At 71.7% G+C, this 17,336-nt stretch carries 13 protein-coding genes; 6 read left to right on the top strand and 7 right to left on the bottom strand.

The annotated features are described in order from the left end of the window. Nucleotides 1-56: 56 nt before the first annotated feature. Both NON19_RS21595 and tatA read right to left on the bottom strand, forming a co-directional pair. Entirely contained in the window at nt 57-4,088 is a 4,032-nt protein-coding gene (locus tag NON19_RS21595) for an nSTAND1 domain-containing NTPase (RefSeq protein ID WP_255930443.1), read from the bottom strand. Between the two features lie 647 nt (nt 4,089-4,735). Then, nucleotides 4,736-5,026, bottom strand: a complete 291-nt coding sequence (gene tatA, locus NON19_RS21600; RefSeq protein ID WP_255930444.1) for a Sec-independent protein translocase subunit TatA — start codon at nt 5,024-5,026, stop codon at nt 4,736-4,738. 223 nt (nt 5,027-5,249) lie between these two features. Here tatA and NON19_RS21605 point away from each other — a divergent pair, with 223 nt between their 5' ends. Continuing rightward, nucleotides 5,250-5,498 carry a hypothetical protein gene (locus tag NON19_RS21605; protein ID WP_255930445.1) on the top strand — a complete coding sequence of 83 codons (249 nt, stop codon included), beginning with the start codon at nt 5,250-5,252 and terminating at the stop codon, nt 5,496-5,498. A gap of 35 nt (nt 5,499-5,533) precedes the next feature. Here NON19_RS21605 and NON19_RS21610 read toward each other — a convergent pair whose 3' ends face one another. The 3 genes from NON19_RS21610 to NON19_RS21620 form a co-directional block, all read right to left on the bottom strand. After that, the gene (locus NON19_RS21610) at nt 5,534-6,217 is read right to left on the bottom strand and encodes a DedA family protein (RefSeq protein ID WP_255930446.1); all 684 of its coding nucleotides are present in this window, start codon (nt 6,215-6,217) and stop codon (nt 5,534-5,536) included. A 326-nt stretch (nt 6,218-6,543) separates the two neighbouring features. Continuing rightward, complete coding sequence (locus NON19_RS21615) at nt 6,544-7,509, bottom strand: M56 family metallopeptidase (RefSeq protein WP_255930447.1); 966 nt, start codon at nt 7,507-7,509, stop codon at nt 6,544-6,546. Further along, nucleotides 7,506-7,964 carry a BlaI/MecI/CopY family transcriptional regulator gene (locus tag NON19_RS21620; protein ID WP_255930448.1) on the bottom strand — a complete coding sequence of 153 codons (459 nt, stop codon included), beginning with the start codon at nt 7,962-7,964 and terminating at the stop codon, nt 7,506-7,508. Before NON19_RS21620 ends, NON19_RS21615 begins: the two co-directional genes overlap by 4 nt. Nucleotides 7,965-8,080: 116 nt before the next feature. Between NON19_RS21620 and NON19_RS21625 the strand changes: the two genes are divergently transcribed. Continuing rightward, nucleotides 8,081-8,731: a phosphatase PAP2 family protein gene (locus NON19_RS21625; protein WP_255930449.1), complete on the top strand. Its 651-nt coding sequence runs from the start codon at nt 8,081-8,083 to the stop codon at nt 8,729-8,731. Nucleotides 8,732-8,838: 107 nt separating this feature from the next. On the opposite strand, the gene asnB is transcribed toward NON19_RS21625, so the two are convergent. Beyond that, complete coding sequence (asnB, locus tag NON19_RS21630; RefSeq protein WP_255930450.1) at nt 8,839-10,689, bottom strand: asparagine synthase (glutamine-hydrolyzing); 1,851 nt, start codon at nt 10,687-10,689, stop codon at nt 8,839-8,841. A gap of 247 nt (nt 10,690-10,936) precedes the next feature. Here asnB and NON19_RS21635 point away from each other — a divergent pair, with 247 nt between their 5' ends. The 3 genes from NON19_RS21635 (at nt 10,937) to NON19_RS21645 (ending at nt 14,354) form a co-directional block, all read left to right on the top strand. Then, nucleotides 10,937-11,707, top strand: coding sequence for a MerR family transcriptional regulator (locus NON19_RS21635; RefSeq protein WP_255930451.1), 771 nt, complete (start codon nt 10,937-10,939; stop codon nt 11,705-11,707). A 194-nt stretch (nt 11,708-11,901) separates the two neighbouring features. Then, nucleotides 11,902-12,630 carry a DedA family protein gene (locus NON19_RS21640; RefSeq protein ID WP_255930452.1) on the top strand — a complete coding sequence of 243 codons (729 nt, stop codon included), beginning with the start codon at nt 11,902-11,904 and terminating at the stop codon, nt 12,628-12,630. Nucleotides 12,631-12,698: 68 nt separating this feature from the next. Further along, nucleotides 12,699-14,354 (top strand): threonine/serine exporter family protein, encoded by a 1,656-nt coding sequence (locus NON19_RS21645; protein ID WP_255930454.1) that lies wholly within the window; start codon nt 12,699-12,701, stop codon nt 14,352-14,354. A gap of 73 nt (nt 14,355-14,427) precedes the next feature. Here NON19_RS21645 and NON19_RS21650 read toward each other — a convergent pair whose 3' ends face one another. Next, nucleotides 14,428-14,919 carry an inorganic diphosphatase gene (locus NON19_RS21650; RefSeq protein WP_255930458.1) on the bottom strand — a complete coding sequence of 164 codons (492 nt, stop codon included), beginning with the start codon at nt 14,917-14,919 and terminating at the stop codon, nt 14,428-14,430. Between the two features lie 535 nt (nt 14,920-15,454). Between NON19_RS21650 and dacB the strand changes: the two genes are divergently transcribed. After that, nucleotides 15,455-16,870, top strand: coding sequence for a D-alanyl-D-alanine carboxypeptidase/D-alanyl-D-alanine endopeptidase (gene dacB / locus NON19_RS21655; protein WP_255930456.1), 1,416 nt, complete (start codon nt 15,455-15,457; stop codon nt 16,868-16,870). Nucleotides 16,871-17,336 lie beyond the last annotated feature (466 nt).

Raw genomic sequence — 17,336 nt, forward strand, 5'->3', positions numbered from 1 at the left:
GGGAGATCACCTTCCAGGTGAACAGTCAGATGTGACGAACGTCACGTGCCGTCGGATCAACTTCCGCAGGGCGGCGCGTATTGGAGGCGTGGCAGGTACTGGTGCCACACGTCGGGCGTCAGGACGCCACGGGTGAGCGAGCAGACGCGCCGCGCGGCTCGCTCCGCGTCCAGGCTCCACAGCCGGATGGTTCCCGCGCCGCTCGATATGCCGAGCAGATGGCTCGTCGGGTTGAACGACAGGAAGTCGCCCGCCCGGGCGTTGGGGCTGATCGACTGGCCGATCGCGGTGGCCGCGGCCGGATGCGAGACGTTCCAGAACCGGACCGTGTCATCGTCGCCACCGCTGGCCAACGTGCGGCCGTTCGGGCTGAACGACAGCGACACGACCGCCTCGGTGTGACCGGTCAGGCGCCTGCCCAGCCCCGTGACCCGCAGCGGATCGGTGATGTTCCACAGCCGGACCGTGTCGTCGTCGCTGCCGCTGGCGAGGGTGCGGCCGTCCGGGCTGAAGGCGAGCGCGTTGATCGGGCCCAGGTGCCCGATCAGCGGCGCGCCGAGCGCGGTCGCGTGCCGTGGGTCGGCCACGTTCCACAGCCGGATGGTGTTGTCCGCGCTGCCGCTGGCGAGGGTGCGCCCGTCCGGGCTGAAGACGAGCTTGTCGACGTACCCGGTGTGGCCGGTGAGCGGAGCGCCGAGCGGCGCCGGGTGCGAGGGATCGGTGACGTTCCACAACTGGATGGTGCGGTCGTCGTGGCCGGTCGCCAGGGTGCGGCCGTCCGGGCTGAACGCCACCGTGTTCGCACCCGAGTAGCGGGTTTCCAGCACGAGCGGCGGCCCACACGGGGTGGGCCGGGTCGGATCGGTGACGTCCCACAGCAGGATCGTGCGGATCGCCTCGGTACGGCCGCCCAACTGGATCGCCAGCGTGTGGCCGTCGGGAGAGAACGTCAGCGAGCGCACATCGCCCTGGCCCGGCGTGAACGGCCCGCCGAGCAGCAGCGGTCTGGCCGGATCGGTCACGTTCCACAGCCGTACGTCACCCCGCGCCGTGGCGGTGGCCAGTACCCGGCCGTCCGGGCGGAACGCGCCCACCTGGCCGACCATGTCCGATGTCGGCACCGACCACAGCCGGACCTTGCTGTCCCCCGTCCCGGTGGCGAGCGTGCGCCCGTCCGGGCTGAAGCCGACGGCGTACATCTCACCGCTGCTGCCCGCAAGCGGCTCGCCGACCTGGGACGGGTACGCCGGGTCGCTGACGTTCCACAGGATCGCGGTGCTGTCCCCGCTGCCCCCGGCCAGCATGGTGCCGTCCGGGCTGAACGCCACCGACCACACGGCGCCGGTGTGCCCGGTGAGCGCCGCGCCGAGCGGTGCCGCGTGCGCCGGATCGGCCACGTTCCACAGCCGGACGGTGTCGTCCGCGCTGCCGCTGGCCAGTGTGCGGCCGTCCGGGCTGAACGCCACCGAGTGCACCGTGCTGGTGTGACCGGCCAGCGGATCGCCCAGCGGCTGCGGGTGGGCCGGGTCGGCCACGTTCCACAGCCAGATCGTGCGGTCGTCGCTGCCGGCCGCCAGCGTGTGCCCGTCCGGGCTGAACGCCACCGAGCGCACCGCCGCGGTGTGCCCGGTCAACGGGTCGCCGAGCGGCCGTGGTTGCCGCGGATCACGCACGTCCCACAACCGGACGGTGTGGTCCTCGTCGGCGGAGGCCAGCGTGCGGCCGTCAGGGCTGAACGCGACCAGGTAGATCGTGCCGCAGTGCCCGGTCAACGGCGGCCCCAGCGGCCGTGGTTGCCGCGGATCGCGCACGTCCCACAGCCGGATCGTGCCGTCGTCCGAGGCGCTGGCCAGCGTGCGGCCGTCCGGGCTGAAGACTGCCGAGCTCACCCAACTGGTGTGCCCGGTAAGGGGCTTGCCCAGCGGCGCGGGGCGAGTGGGGTCCGCCACGTCCCACAGCCGCACCGTGCGGTCGTAGCTGGCGGTCGCCAGCACCCGCCCGTTCGGGCTGAAGGAGGTCAGGTACACCGCGCCGGTGTGGCCGTGCAGCGGCGTGGCCAGTGGCGCGTTCTCCGTGGAGATCAGCCGACCCTGGACGCCCTGGTCGTCCGGCCGCAACCGGTGTGCCACCAGGTTGAGTTCGGCCGACAGCGAGGGATCGGTGTACTGGACCCGGTCCGCCTCGGCGACCACCTGCTCGAAGACGGCGTCGTCCCGCTGCTGCCGGGCCACCGCCGCGGAGACCACCGCCAGCACGGCGAAGACCAGCAGCGCCGACACCGCGGCCCGGGCCAGCCAGACGGTGCGTCGCCGCAAACGGGCCGACGCGGCGAGGAAGTCCGCCACGCCACGGGTCAGGAACGTCCTCCCCGTCGACTGCGCCCAGGCGCGGGCCTCCTCCAGGCGGCTGCCCCGGTACAGCAGCGCGGTGTCCCGGCCGGAGCCCTCCCAGGCCCTGCTGTCCTCCTCCAGCTTCTGCCGCAACAGGTTGTCCTGGCGGTCCTTGTCCAGCCAGTCGCGCAGCCGCGGCCAGGCGTGCAGCAGCGCCTCATGGGTGATCTCCACCGATTCCGCGTCCAACGTCACCAACCGGGCGCGCACCAGGGCCTCCAGCGACTCCACGGTCTTGTCCGGATCGCTGGACTCGTCCGCCAACTGCCGCCGGATGCCGCGCCGTCGGGTGGCCTGGGTGTCCTCGCTCAACCGCACCAGCCGGAGCAGCAGCACTCTGGCGGCGGTGCGCCCGGCCGGGTCCAGCCCGGACCAGGCCCGCTCGGCCGTCGCCGCCACCGCGCCCTGGATGCCGCCCGCGGCGCGGTAGCCGGAGAGCGTCAGCCTGCCCGCCTTCCGCCGCTGCCAGGTGGCGAGCAGGGCGTGCGAGAGCAGCGGCAGCACCCCGGCGTCATGCGCGTGCCGCGGACCGTCGGGGGACGCCCGCACGTCGCTGGCGCTGACCTCTCTGATGATCAACTCGGCCAGGCCCGGCTCCAGTTCCAGGCCGACGGCCTTGGCCGGGCCGGTCACCGCCTCGCGCAGCTCCGCGGTGGTGAGCGGGCCGAGCACCATGTGCCGGTGCTGCAACGCGTCGGCGAGTTCGGGGTGTCCCAGGCACTGGCCGTAGAAGTCGGCTCGCACGCCGAGCACGACCAGCACCGGCGCGGTACCGCCGGGCTTGGCGGGTGAGGCCGCGGCGTGCAGCAGTTGGATGAACGCGCGCCTGCTCGGCTCGTCGCGGCAGAGGGTGAAGGATTCCTCGAACTGGTCCACGATCAGTATCGGACGGGCGCTCGGCGCCGCCACCCGCCGCGCCCATGCCGTGATCGACTCACGCACCCGTTCCGGATATTGCGGGCTGAGCGATTCCGCGGCCTTCGACGTATCCGGATCCGGTATCACGTCGGCGAGTTCGGGTATTCGCCTGGTCAACTCCGCGAGCGGGTCAACGCCCGGCACCATGAGCAGTGCGGGACCCGCGGCGAATTCACCGTCGTCAAGCGCTCCGTTGAGCAGTGCGGGTATCAGACCGGCTTTCAACAGGGAGGACTTTCCCGCTCCGGAGGCCCCTACCAGCATCACCAGGCCGCCGGAATTCCGGGCCGTGCGCAGCTGTTCCACCAGGGCGTCCGTCGCCCTTTCCCGGCCGAAGAACCACCGCGCGTCCTCCTGGCGGAACGAGGCCAGGCCGCGGTACGGGCAGACGCCCACCTCGGGCGACGGTTGGTCGGGATCGCGGGTCTCGTCATCGGCGGTCGCGGCGGTCCGGACGCCAACCGCCCGTTCCCACAGGTTCTGCCACTGGGACAGGTCGTACAGACCCACGCTCACCGGCGTCGGCGCCAGTCGGCGAGCCTGCGGGATGAGGACGTGCAGCACGGCCGCCAACGCGGCGAACTGCGCGGGTACGTTGCGGGCCCGCCGCCAGTCGCTGATCCGCTGGGCGGACACCTGGACCGGACGCCCTCGTTCGTCGACCCGCTGAAGGCGGCGGACCGCCTCGGCGACGGTCTTCAGTGGAGGGTTTCCGGCCTCCTTGTACAGCAGGGCGAGGTGTTCCGCGAAGGCCGCGCGTGGCTCCGAAACGGAGTCCAAAGTCTCCTCCGTCGACTCTTCTGTCGTCCCCCGCCGCCCGTACCGTCCGGACCGGAAAACTGACTCTAGCGCAGTGACCTGCGGCAAGGTCGCCGGGCCGGAACCGGAATCGCTGTGGTGGGGCGCTTAGCTGGCAGGATGCGGAACGCGTGAACGATCTCGTTCGGCTCCGGTCTCCGCGAGGGGAGAGACCGGCGCCGAACAACACGCCACGGGGGGCGGAAGCCCCCCGTCCGGTCACGCCCGCGCCCGTGGTCGCGCCGTGCCTACCAGCGTCTGAGCGCGCACCCGGCCGCGCGGCCGGGCCCTAACAGGCCCGCCCGCGAAGCGAATTCGAGGCGCGGCGGCCGAAAACCGCCGTCTGTTCTCGTCGCCGTGATATGCCGACAGGTGTTCGCCGGGATGGCCCGAGCGAATCCTGGCCGCAATCCGATGGACGTATATGTTCCGGCGGCCCGGCAACGTGGACCGTTCCGGCAGTCCTGCAACGTGGACCGTTCCGGCGGCCCGACCGTACGTTGACGGGAAAGCGTCGTGCAATGACGGACGTTGCGGTGACGGCCCGTGAAAACCCGGCATGAAAAAGCGACACCGGATTTCGCCATGTTCCGTGGCGAAACCCGGTCAAGTCACGTTGTGTTGTGTGGTCAGGCCGTGTTGCGCCGGTCCTCCATCGTCGAGGCGGATTCCGGGGCGGGCTTGTGCTCCAAGGCGTCTGGGGACTTTTCCTGCGCGGCGGTGTCCGTTCCGCCGCCGGTTTCGGACGGTGCGCCGGTGGGCTTGTCGTCGTCCCGTAGGGCGCGCGTCTCCGACTTCAGGATGCGCAGCGACTTGCCGATGCCGCGCGCGGCGTCCGGAAGCTTCCTGGAGCCGAACAGCAACACGAACACCAGCACGACCAGGATGATGTGCCACGGTTCGAGTCCGTTCCTGAACATCCTGCGGCCTCGCTCCCGCCATGGCCACCGCCCGGTGACGCACGGCTGTCCGATTGGGCTTCCTGCCTCCGGAGTATCGCCTGTCGGGGTACCTGACCGGAAGCACCCACCGGAAAACATCGGCGGAACCCCGGATGGCCCCGCTCAGCCGTGGGGCGGGCGGGGAACTAGGTCCTCGGGCGGGAGCGTTGACCTGGTAGGCACAAAGGACGGAGGGCACGGCATGACCAGTTTCCTGGACCGGGCCAAGGAAGTCGCCCAGCGCGGGCTGGACGTCGGCAAGGAGAAGGTGGAGGAGGTGCAGGCCCATCGCACCGGCGGTGACCTGCTGCGCAGGCTCGGCGCCGCGTACTACGCCGAGCAGCGCGGTTCCGGTTCGCACGAGGCGGTGACCGGCGCGCTGGAGGCGGTGGAAACGCACATCCGCCAGCACGGCGACGCGTTCCTGCGCGGAACCACGCCGACCGGCTGACGGATCGGGCCGGTACGGGCCGGGCTTTTCCTGGCTTACGCCTTGTGCTCCGGCGCACGGCTCATCGCGGCGGCCTTCGCGGGGGCGCGGCGGGCCCGCCGGATCTCCAGGGCCACCGGAACCAGCGAGAGCAGGACCACCACCGCGATGATCGGCAGCAGGTAGTGGTCGATGTTGGGGATGGACGAGCCCAGTGCGTTCCCGGCGACGGTGACACCGAGGCTCCACAGCAGACCGCCGACGACCTGCCACACCGTGAAGACCTTGGCGGGCACGCCCAGCGCGCCCGCCATGGGGTTGAGCACGGTGCGCACCAGCGGGATGAAGCGGGCCAGCACGATCGCCTTGCCGTAGCCGTACTTCTCCAGCATCTCGCCGGAGCGCTCGACGGCCTCGTGCAACTTGGGGTTCTTGACCTTGGCCAGCAGCGCGGGACCGCCACGGCGTCCGATCAGATAGCCGGTCTGCGCACCGAGCAGGGCGCCGACGGCCGCGGCGAGCAGCACCCAGGTCAGTGAGAGGTGGACCGCGGACTTCGCGCTGGTCGTGGTGAACAGGCCCGCGGTGAACAGCAGCGAGTCGCCGGGCAGGAAGAAGCCCACCAGCAGGCCGGTCTCGGCGAACAGCACCACGAGGATGCCGATGGCGCCGAAGGACGACAGCAGGGAGTTGGGGTCCAGGACGTTGACGGCGAGCTGCGAGCCGTGGGTCAGAAGCATGTGGCGTCCCTCTGCGGAGGTGAAGGTCTACGAGAGTGTAGACGCTCACCGTCGCCTCCGCCCTTCCCGCGGCCGCTGGGGGTGCATCGGGCACGGCGGGTTGACGCCCCGGGGCGGGGTCGCGGTGGTTTGCACCGCCGAACCGCGTCGTCGTGGTGGTTACTCGCCGCTGCGGCGGTCTTCTGTTCGAGGACAGGGCCCCAAGCCGCCTGTGCACGAACGCGGGCGAAAAGATCTCCGCCGCGACGGCGAGGAACCCCCACGGCGGAGACCCGCGGTGTCCTGCGAACCGCGACCCAACGCGGCCGCGACCCCGGCGGGAGGCGCTACCCCGTGAAGGGGTGGACGTGGTGGTGGGGCTCGCCCTGGGCCAGTTCGATGTTGGCGTGCAGATCGTCCGCCGCCTCCAACGCACTCACCCCGGAGGCGAGGACGCAGGCCGCGAGGACCGCCGCGATCGCCGCCGCGGGCCGTAGCACCGTCAGGCGCGCACGCGGCGGGGTCTCCAGCAGCGCGGCCACGCGCCTGGGCACCGGCCCCGCCGAAGCCGCCAGCGCCGCCGCCGGGCGAAGCGTCGCCGGAGCCGCCGACGCCGCCAGCGCCGCCCGGCCCACCGCGCGGGCGGCCAGCCGCCGGTCACCGACCTGCGCCGCCGCCGACTCGTCCGCCCACCGCTCCAGGTGGAACGACAACGGCGCCCGCAACCCGCGCAGCGCGGGATGCAGGCACGCCGCGAGGTCGGCGCAGATGATCAGCAGATGGTGCCGCCCCCGCAGATGCGCCCGCTCGTGCGCCAGCAGCACCTCCCGCTCCCGCGCGTCGAGCCTGCGCAGCATCCCCGCGGTGACCACCACCCGCCCGGGCCGCCCTGGCAGCGCGTAGGCGTCGGCACCGGAGTCCGGCAGCACGGTCAGATCGCCCGCGCCCCCGTGCCGGTCCGCCGTGCTGGCCGCGCGCAGCAGATCCGCCCGGTGCCGCCCAGCGGCCCGGCAGGCCGCGCAGACGGCCGCGGCCAGCAGCAGCGCGGCGAGCGCCCCGATGGGCAGGTAGATCGGGTTGCCGCGGCGCATCAGCGTCGCCGACAGGTGCCCGATCTCGGCGATGACCGGCAGCCGTAGCAGCCCGGCGGCGGTGAGCAGCGCCAGCGACCCGGTGCTCAGCAGCGCCAGCAGCGCGGCCGTCGCGGCGAGCAGCAGCGCCGCGGTGCGCGGTGCGAGGATCTCGGCCAGCCGTCGGGCGGCCGGTACGGCGAGCAGCGGCGCGAGCAGCGGCGCCCAGACGGCCCAGGTCAACGCGGCCTCCTCGGCTCCGGCGACCCCTTTCGGGTGGACGCGGTGTTTCGGGTGGACGCCGTGGACGCCGTGGACGCCGGGGTGCGGGAAGCATCGGTCTGGGCGAGCAGCAGCCGCAGTACCCGCTCGTCGTCGGGGGAGAGCCGGGAGACGAAGCGGGCCAGCACGCCGTTGCGGTCGTCGCCCTTCTCCAGCTCGCTGTGCATGCGCCGGGCGGCCAGCGCCGCCTCGTCCTCCACCGCCGGGGTGTAGGCGTAGGCGCGCCCGGACCGGCTGCGCACCACTGTGCCCTTGTCGTGCAGCCGGGCCAGGATGGTGGCCACCGTGGTACGGGCCAGCGTGCCGCCGAGCGACTGCTGGACCTGGGGCGGAGTCAGCGGGGCGTGGGCGGCCCACAGGGCGGCGAGGACGGCCGCCTCAAGCTCGCCCGCCGGGCGCCGCGCGATGTCCGTCACGGAATCCGTCCCCTTCCCCGTCGACTACAGTTGGCCAACAGTCTACGAGTCTGTAGACATTTGGTGGGCCGCTGCAGGCACGCCGCTCGTCGTTGATTATCGGAGGAAAGCCGCCCGTGCTCGCACCGCCCGCCGCCGATGTGGCCCACAGCACCCTCACCACCCTGGCCTTCGACGGCGCGCGGATCGACGGTGGTCTCTACACCGACATAACGGACTGGGCGCGCACCGCGCCGGGCTGGCTGGACGACACCATCAAGTACTGGTCGGCGTACGGCATTGTGATCTTCGCCGTCCTCATGCTGCTGGCCTGGTGGTCGGCGCGGCGGCAGCCGACCTGGACGATGACCCGGGTCCTGGCCACCCCGGTCGTGGTGGTGGTCGCCTACGTCGTCAACGACCTGCTGAAGTCCGTGGTCAAGGAGGTACGGCCGTGCCAGCAGCTGCCGCACAGCTTCAACCTGGAGGCGTGCGCCGGACCGGGTGACTGGGCGTTCCCCAGCAACCACACCGTGGTCGCCTTCAGCGCGGCCGTCGCGCTGCTGCTGGTGCACCGCAGGATCGGCTGGGTGGCGCTGCTGGCCGCGGTGGCGATGGGGGCCTCGCGGGTGTACGTCGGCGCGCACTACCCGCATGACGTGCTGGTCGGCGCCGTGGTGGGCGCCGTGGTCGCCGCCGCCCTTGTTCCGCTTGTCGGCCGTCTGGCCACTCCCGTGGTGGAGCGTGCGCGGGAGGGCCGCCTGAAGCCCTTCTTGGTGGACGTGTAGTTCTCGTGGATCCCGGTGGGCCCGGCACCGCCGGGCTCCGCCGTCACGACGCGTCTCGCCGCCACGGCGGCGAGACGCGCCGCGGGGAGCTCAAAGCTCCGGTGCCGTCAAAGCTCCAGTGCCGTCCCGTACCTGCGTAGCCACGCGTCGATGCCCAGCACGAGTTCCGTGCTGGAACGGAAGCCCTCGCCCTCGGTGTTGACCGCCTCGCGGGTGCTCGCGAGGTTCAGCAACGGGCGTACCGGAGCGTCCTTGTCGGCCAGCAACTCGCCCAGCTCGGCGCGCAGCGCCGCGGTGTAGTGCGGGTCCTGGGTGCTGGGGTACGGGCTCTTGACCCGCCGCGCCACCGATTCCGGCAGCACATCGGCGACCGCCGCGCGCAGCAGCGACTTCTCCCGGCCGTCGAACGTCTTCATCGACCAAGGGGTGTTGAAGACGTACTGCACCAACCGGTGGTCGCAGAACGGCACCCGGACCTCAAGGCCGACCGCCATGCTCGCCCGGTCCTTGCGGTCCAGCAGGAACTGCACGAAGCGGGTCAGGTGCAGGTAGCAGATCTCCCGCATCCGCCGCTCCAGACCCGAGTCCCCTTCGCGGTACGGGACTTCGGCCAGTGCCTCGCGGTACCGGGCGTGCCGGTAACCGGCCACGTCGATCTTGGCCAGCAGCCCGTCGTCCAGCAGTGACTCGCGGGCGCCCGCCCTGGCCCCGGCGAAGCTGCTGATGCCCAGCCGGGTCAGCCAGGGGAACGTGTCGGCCTCGACCGCCTCCTGGTCGTGGAACCACAGGTAGCCGCCGAACACCTCGTCCGCGGACTCGCCGGACAGCGCCACCGTCGACTGCTCGCGGATCGCCTTGAACAGCAGGTAGAGCGAGGTGTCGCCCTCACCGAGGCCGTACGGCAGGTCGCGCGCGGTCAGTACGGCGTCCCGGTTGCCGCGGTCCATCAGCGCGGCGGTGTCCAGCACGATGTCCCGGTGGTCGGACCGCACGTGTTCGGCGAGCGCGTGCGCGTACGGGCCGTCGGGCGTGCCGCGCAGGTCGTCCGGCCTGAAATTCTCGGTCTGTCCGACGAAGTCGACGGAGAACGACCGCACCGGGCCCTGCCCCGCCGCGGCCAGTCCGTGCGCCGCGAGCGCGGTGATCGCTGAGGAGTCCAGGCCGCCGGAGAGCAGCGTGCACAGCGGTACGTCGGCGATCAGCTGGCGCGCGACGATGTCGTCGAGCAGCTCGCGCACCGTGCGGACGGTGGTGTCCAGGTCGTCGGTGTGGTCGCGGGCCTCAAGTGCCCAGTACCGCTTGACGGTCAGCCCGCCGCGCCGCACCCGCAGCACATGGCCGGGCCGCAGTTCCCTCATGCCCTTGTAGACCGCCTGCTCCGGCGTCTTGCAGAAGGAGATCAGTTCGGCGAGCCCCTCGGCGTCCACCACCGGCCGTACCGACGGATGGGCCAGGATCGCCTTCGGCTCGGAGCCGAACAGCACACCGTCCGAGGTGGGGTAGTAGTAGAGCGGCTTGATGCCCATCCGGTCGCGGACCAGCAGCAGTTCCTCCCCCCGCGGATCCCACAGCGCGAAGGCGTACATGCCGTTGAGGTGCTCGGTGAAGTCCTCGCCCCACTCCAGGTAGGCGTGCAGGGCGACCTCGGTGTCGCTGCTGGTGCGGAAGGTGTGGCCGAGGGAGGCCAACTCGGCCCGCAGTTCCCGGTAGTTGTATATCTCGCCGCTGTACGTGGTGACGAGCACGGTGCGTCCGTCGGCCTCGACGGTCATCGGCTGCCTGCCGCCCTCGATGTCGATGACGGCGAGGCGGCGGTGCCCGAGCGCCGCGTGCCGGTCCAGCCAGCCGCCCGTGGCGTCCGGGCCGCGGCAGGCCATGGTCCGCGTCATCGCGTCGAGCGTGGCCCGCTCGCGCGTGAGGTCACTGTCGTAGGAGATCCATCCGGTGATCCCGCACATAGGCGGTCTCCCCTCCTCCGGTCGGCAGCCCCGGATCCGGGGCTCGGCTCTGCCCCCGTTGGTCGCGATCCCGCGGCACGTCCGGCCACCGGACCACACCGGCTACGGTACGCCAATCTAGTTGTACGTGCCATCCGTCGCCTGAGGCAACGTATACATCCGGCCACGCTGGCCCCGTCCGGGCCGTGCGCTTGCACCTCACGCGACGTGAGGATGCAGTCTGAACGCGAACGAAAGGACGGGGGCGATGGGTCACTCGGTGGGACAGGTGGCGGCGTTCGCCGGGGTCACCGTACGGACGCTGCACCACTACGACGAGATCGGGCTGCTCAGCCCGAGCGGCCGCAGCCACGCGGGCCACCGGCGGTACGAGGACGCCGACCTGGACCGGCTGCAACAGATCCTGTACTACCGCGAACTCGGCTTCCCGCTCGACGAGATCGCGGTCCTCATCAGTGATCCCGAAGCGGACCCGATGGAGCACCTGCGCCGCCAGCACTCCGTACTGACCGAACGCATCGAGCGGTTGCGGAAGATGGCGGCCGCCGTCGAACGAGCCATGGAGGCAAGGAAGTTGGGCATCAACCTCACGCCCGAGGAGAAGTTCGAGGTCTTCGGCGACCACGACCCCGAGCAGTACGCGGAGGAGGTCGAGCAGCGCTGGGGCCGCACCGAGGCCTACCGGGAGTCACAGCTCAGGACCGCCTCGTACACCAAGGAGGACTGGCTGCGCGTCCAGGCCGAGGCGGACGACATCAACACCCGCATCGCCGCGCTGATGGACAGCGGCGCAGAGCCGATGTCCGAGGCCGCGATGGACCTCGCCGAGGAGCACCGGCAGCACATCTGCCGCAACTTCTACGACTGCACCCATCACATCCACAGCTGCATCGCCGAGATGTTCGTGAACGACGAGCGCTTCACCACCAACATCGACGCGATCAAGCCCGGTATGGCCGCCTTCATGCGGGCGGCGATGCTCGCCAACGCCGCCCGCGCCCTCCCGGAGGGGTCCTGACGGAGGATTCCTGAGGGCGGGTTCTTGAGGGCGGGTTCTTGAGGGCGGGTTCCTGAGGGCGGGCGCGGCCCCGGCGGCACACCACCTGGCGGGAACCCGGTGTGCCGGGGCTACGTTCATACTGGTGGGGACTTGACCAGTCCGGAGGTGGCGCAGGAGCCGGTCCGGAGCCCACGACCAGGAGTACGCCACCCGTGACGACCCTTGCCCTGGGCCCTGCCTGGCTCACCGACCCACAGCAGTTGATCCAGAGCCTCGGCGGCTTCGCGCTGGTCGGGATCGCGCTGGTGGTGTTCGCCGAGTCGGGTCTGCTGATCGGCTTCTTCCTGCCCGGTGACTCGCTGCTGTTCACCACCGGACTGCTGATAGCCAACGGGCAGTACCTGCACTATCCGCTGTGGCTGGTGTGCCTGCTGGTGGCGGTCGCCGCGGTCCTCGGTGACCAGACGGGCTATCTGTTCGGCCGCAAGGTCGGCCCCTCGCTGTTCCGGCGGCCCGACTCGAAGCTGTTCAAACAGGAGAACGTGGAGAAGGCGCACGACTTCTTCGAACGCCACGGCCCGAAGTCGATCATCCTGGCCCGTTTCGTGCCGATCGTACGGACCTTCACCCCGATCATCGCCGGGGTGAGCCGGATGAACTACCGCTCGTTCTTCGTCTTCAACCTCATCGGCGGCACGATGTGGGCCGCGGGTGTGACCGTGCTCGGTTACTTCCTCGGACAGTTCGCGTTCATCCGTGACAACGTCGACGCGATCTTCGTCGTGATCGTGTTCGTCTCGGTGGTCCCGATCGCCTTCGAGTTCCTGCGGTCGCGGCGCAAGACCGCGAAGACCGTCACCACGGGCGCCGGTGGCCGCCGCGGCGCCGCGCCCGCGCCGGTCCCGCAGCAGCGTGGCCGGCACCGGGCGGCCAAACGCTGAGTCCTGCGGCTTGCCCGTAGCCTTGTCTGGGAAACCGGCGAAGAGGAGCGGGAAAGGGATCGCAGCAGGTGACGGAGAGCAAGCGGACTGACGGCGGCGCGCTGGGCACCAGCCCGCAGGACGCCAAGCCCGACTCCGACGAGGCGCACTCCGCGTTCAGCCCGCCGCTGGGGGTGCCCCTTCCCCCGGCACCGGAACCCGAGGGCTCTGCGTTCCTCCCGCCCACCCTCCCGGCGTCTCCCGTGGCGTCTCGCGGGGCGAACAGCACCACCGGAAGCCACCGCCTGCCCGCCTTCACGCCGCCCGAGGGCATCCCCGTGGTCCGGCTGCCCAGTGACGCCCCCTGGCAGGACCGGATGCGCACCATGCTGCGGATGCCGGTCGCCGAGCGCCCGGCGCCGGAGCGGATCGCCAGGACCGAGTCCGGCGGCCCGGCGGTGCCCCGCGTCCTCGACCTGACGCTGCGCATCGGCGAGCTGCTGCTGGCCGGTGGCGAGGGCGCGGAGGACGTCGAGGCGGCGATGTTCGGCGTCGCCCACGCCTACGGGCTCGACCGGGTCGAGCCCACGGTGACCTTCACCCTGCTGGCCATCACCCACCAGCCGTCACTCGTCGACGACCCGGTCACGGCCAGCCGTACCGTGCGCCGCCGCGGCACCGACTACACCCGGCTTTCCGCCGTCTTCCGGCTGATCGACGACATCACCGCGCACGAGGCGACCCTGGAGGACGCCTACGGCAGGCTGGCCGAGATACGCCGCAACCGGCACCCGTACCCCGGTTGGCTGCTGACGCTCGGCGCCGGGGTGCTCGCGGGCGCGGCGAGCATGCTGGTCGGCGGCGGCCCGACGGTCTTCGTGGCCGCGGCCCTCGGCGCGATGCTCGGCGACCGGCTCGCCTGGCTGTGCGCGGGGCGCGGGCTGCCGGAGTTCTACCAGTTCGTCGCCGCCGCGATGCCCGCCGCCGCGATGGGCGTGCTGATGAACCTCTACGGCTCCTATCTGCCGGGCGGCGGCCATGTGCAGTCGTCCGCGGTGATCACCGGTGGGCTGTACGCGCTGATCCCCGGACGGGCGTTGGTGGCCGGGGTACAGGACGGACTGACCGGCTTCTACATCACCGCCTCGGCCCGACTGCTGGAGGTCATGTACCTGATCGTCGGCATCGTCTTCGGCGTGACGATGGTGCTGTACGTCGGGGTGAGCCTGCACGCCCAGCTCAACCCGGACGAGGCGCTCCACACCTACCAGAACGCGCCGGTGCAGCTGGTGGCGGCGATGACGCTGACGCTGGCGTTCGCGGTGCTGCTCCAGTGCGAGCGCTCGGTGCTGCCGATCGTCACGCTCAACGGCGGTGTGGCCTGGGTGGTCTACGGTGCGCTGCACTACCAGGCGAGCCTGTCGCCGATCGCCGCGACGGCGATCGCCGCCGGGCTGGTCGGCCTGTTCGGGCAGTTGCTCTCGCGGTACCGGTTCGCCTCCGCGCTGCCGTACGTCACCGCCGCCATCGGGCCGCTGCTGCCGGGTAGCGCCACGTACTTCGGGCTGCTCGCCTTCACCCAGGGCAAGCAGGACCTGGGGGTGGCGTCACTCGCCAAGGCGGCGGCGCTGGCGCTGGCGGTCGCGATCGGCGTCAACCTCGGTGGCGAGGTCGCCCGTATGGTCATCAGGTTCCCGGGCGGCGGCCCGGCCCGCCGCGCCGCGAAGCGCACCCGCGGCTTCTGACCCCGGCCCAACCGACCGAAGGCCCCCGCCACTTGACGCGGCGGAGGCCTTCGGCAACAGGCGGTACCCAGGCTCAGTGGCCGCCGTGGTCCTTGAACCGCTTGTAGGACTTCTCGATCTCGGCCTCCGCCTCGGCGCGGCCGACCCAGCTGGCGCCCTCGACGGACTTGCCGGGCTCCAGGTCCTTGTAGACCTCGAAGAAGTGCTGGATCTCCAGGCGGTCGAACTCGCTCACGTGATGGATGTCACGCAGGTGCTCCACCCGCGGGTCGGAGGCCGGCACGCAGAGCAGCTTGTCGTCGCCGCCCGCCTCGTCGGTCATCCGGAACATGCCGATCGCACGGCACTTGATCAGGCAGCCCGGAAAGGTCGGCTCGTCCAGCAGGACCAGGGCGTCCAGCGGGTCGCCGTCCTCGCCCAGGGTGTCCTCGACGAAGCCGTAGTCGGCGGGGTACATGGTCGACGTGAAGAGCCGTCGGTCCAGGCGGATACGACCGGTCTCGTGGTCCACCTCGTACTTGTTCCGCGAACCCTTCGGGATCTCGATCGTGACGTCGAACTCCAAGGCTCCTCCAACATCAGCCATGATCAGCACATACTTCGGATGATTAAGTGTCCCCCACGCAGGTGTGTGGTCGCGAAAGGGGCTGGTCCAGGGTGCGACGACGGGGGTCCGGCCACGTTCCGGACGTGGTCCGCGAAGGGGTCCGTTCATGATCGGTCGCGACTGGATCCGTACCAATTCTGACCGCATCCGCCGGGGGGCGGCCAGTGCGTCCCGTGCGTCCCGGCGTTGGGCGGCCAGCGCGTCCCTCCGCACGGGCCTGGTCCGGGCGGCGGCGCGGGCGGCGGCCGGGCCGCGGCGGGGCGAGGGGCTGCGGCGGGTTGTCGAGGCCGCTCGGCGGGTGGTCTTTGACGGTGGGCGACGGATTGTCGCGGCCGCCCGAAGGGTGTCGTTTGAGGGTGGTGGTGGGCGACGGGTTGTCGCGGCCGCCCGAAGGGTGTCGTTTGAGGGTGGTGGTGGGCGACGGGTTGTCGCGGCCGCCCGAAGGGTGTCGTTTGAGGGTGGTGGTGGGCGACGGGTGGGAGGGTCCGCCCCGGTGGTGGTTGGCGCTGGTGGCGTCGGGCTCGCCCTCGCGCTGGTCGCGATCGCCGCGGCCGGTCCCTGGGCGGACGGCCAGCGGGTGGCGGAACGGAACCTGGCTGCCGCGCGGGAGGCCGCGCACCACACCGGCCGTACCCCCGCCACCGCGCCCAGCGCGCCCCCGGTGCTGGCCGGGCTCGGGCCCGGCGCGACGCCGCGGGCGGTACCGCTGCCCACCGGGCAGGGCCTGGACAATGCCCTCTCCCCGCTCTTCGACGACCCGGCGCTCGGCGCGGTGCGCACCGGAATCGTGCTGGACGCCGCCACCGGGCAGCAGTTGTACGGCCATGACCCGGACACGCCGTCCGCACCCGCTTCCACCACCAAGATCGCCACCGCGGTGGCTGCCTCGCAGAGCCTCGGCGGCGACTACCGGATCGCCACCACCGTCGTCCCCGGCGCCGCACCGGGCAGCATCGTCCTGGTCGGCGGCGGCGACCCCACGCTCACCATCCGGCCGACCCCGCAGGGCGCCGACCCGGACGCCACTCCGGCGAGCCTCAGCGACCTCGCCGACGCCACCGCCAGAACGCTCAAGGAGCGCGGCTGGACGAAGGTCCGACTGAGCTACGACACCTCGCTCTACACGGGTCCGCCGCGCCTCGCTGGCGTCGACGACGAGAACCTCGCCTCGGTCACCCCGCTCATGGTGGACGAGGGCAGGATCGACCCCAACTCCGTCGAGGCCGCCCCCAGGGCCGCCGACCCGGCCAACGCCGCGGCACAGGCCTTCGCGGGGCTGCTACGCGAGCGCGGGATCACCGTGGACGGCGACGTACGGCCGGGCAACGCGCCCGCCGGTGAGGAGGCCAGGCTCGCCGAGGTGGACTCCATGCCGCTGTCCGCGCTGGTCGAGCGGATGCTCACCAACAGCGACAACGACATCGCCGAGGCGCTGGCCCGGCAGACCGCGATCAGCCTCGGGCAGCCAGTGAGCTTCGCCGGTGCGGCGCAGGCGGTCAGCGAGGAACTGGGCAGGCTCGGGCTGCCGCTCGCCGGTACCCGCTTCAACGACGGCAGCGGTCTGGACCGCGATGACCGGCTCACCGCGCGGCTGCTGGCCCGGCTGCTCCACACCGCCGCCGACCCGGCCCACCCGCAGCTGCGGCCGGTGCTCAGCGGGCTGCCGATCGCCGGTTTCACCGGTACCCTCAGCGACCGGTTCAGCGGTGCCACCTCTGATGCGGCGGGCCTGGTGCACGCCAAGACCGGCACCCTCACCGGGGTCAACACCCTCGCCGGCACGGTGGTGGACGCCGACGGCCGCCTACTGGTCTTCGCGTTCATGGCGTCCGGAACGGGCAACGCGGGGACGGCCGTCGCGGCATTGGACCGCCTGGCAGCCACGGTCTCCAACTGCGGTTGCCGGTAAGCGAGTTGTGGCGGCCCGGCGCGGCTCGACACCGCCGGACCGCGCCGCCGCAACGGAGACGACGCGCTGGGCGCGCCGCAACTCCCTCCGCCAGCCTGTTCCGCCACAGCACCGAACGCCCCCCGCCCCCGGATTTGGGGCGAAGCCCCCAAAACCGCCGCGACGCCGACCAGCCTCCGTGGCGCAGCCCGGCGGTTGCACCTCACCGCAACAAGGCCCGCGCCGCGACGGCGACCAGCCCTCTGCGGTGGAGCCCGGCGGTTGCACCTCACGGCAACAAGGCCCGCGCCGCGACGGCGACCAGCCCTCTGCGGTGGAGCCCGGCGGTTGCACCTCACGGCAACAAGGCCCGCGCCGCGACGGCGACCAGCCCTCTGCGGTGGAGCCCGGCGGTTGCACCTCACCGCAACAAGGCCCCCGCCGCGACGCCGACCAGCCCTCTGCGGTGGAGCCCGGCGGTTGCACC

It is taken from the genome of Streptantibioticus rubrisoli (genome assembly GCF_024436055.1).
In the GTDB taxonomy this organism is placed as follows: domain Bacteria; phylum Actinomycetota; class Actinomycetes; order Streptomycetales; family Streptomycetaceae; genus Streptantibioticus_A; species Streptantibioticus_A rubrisoli.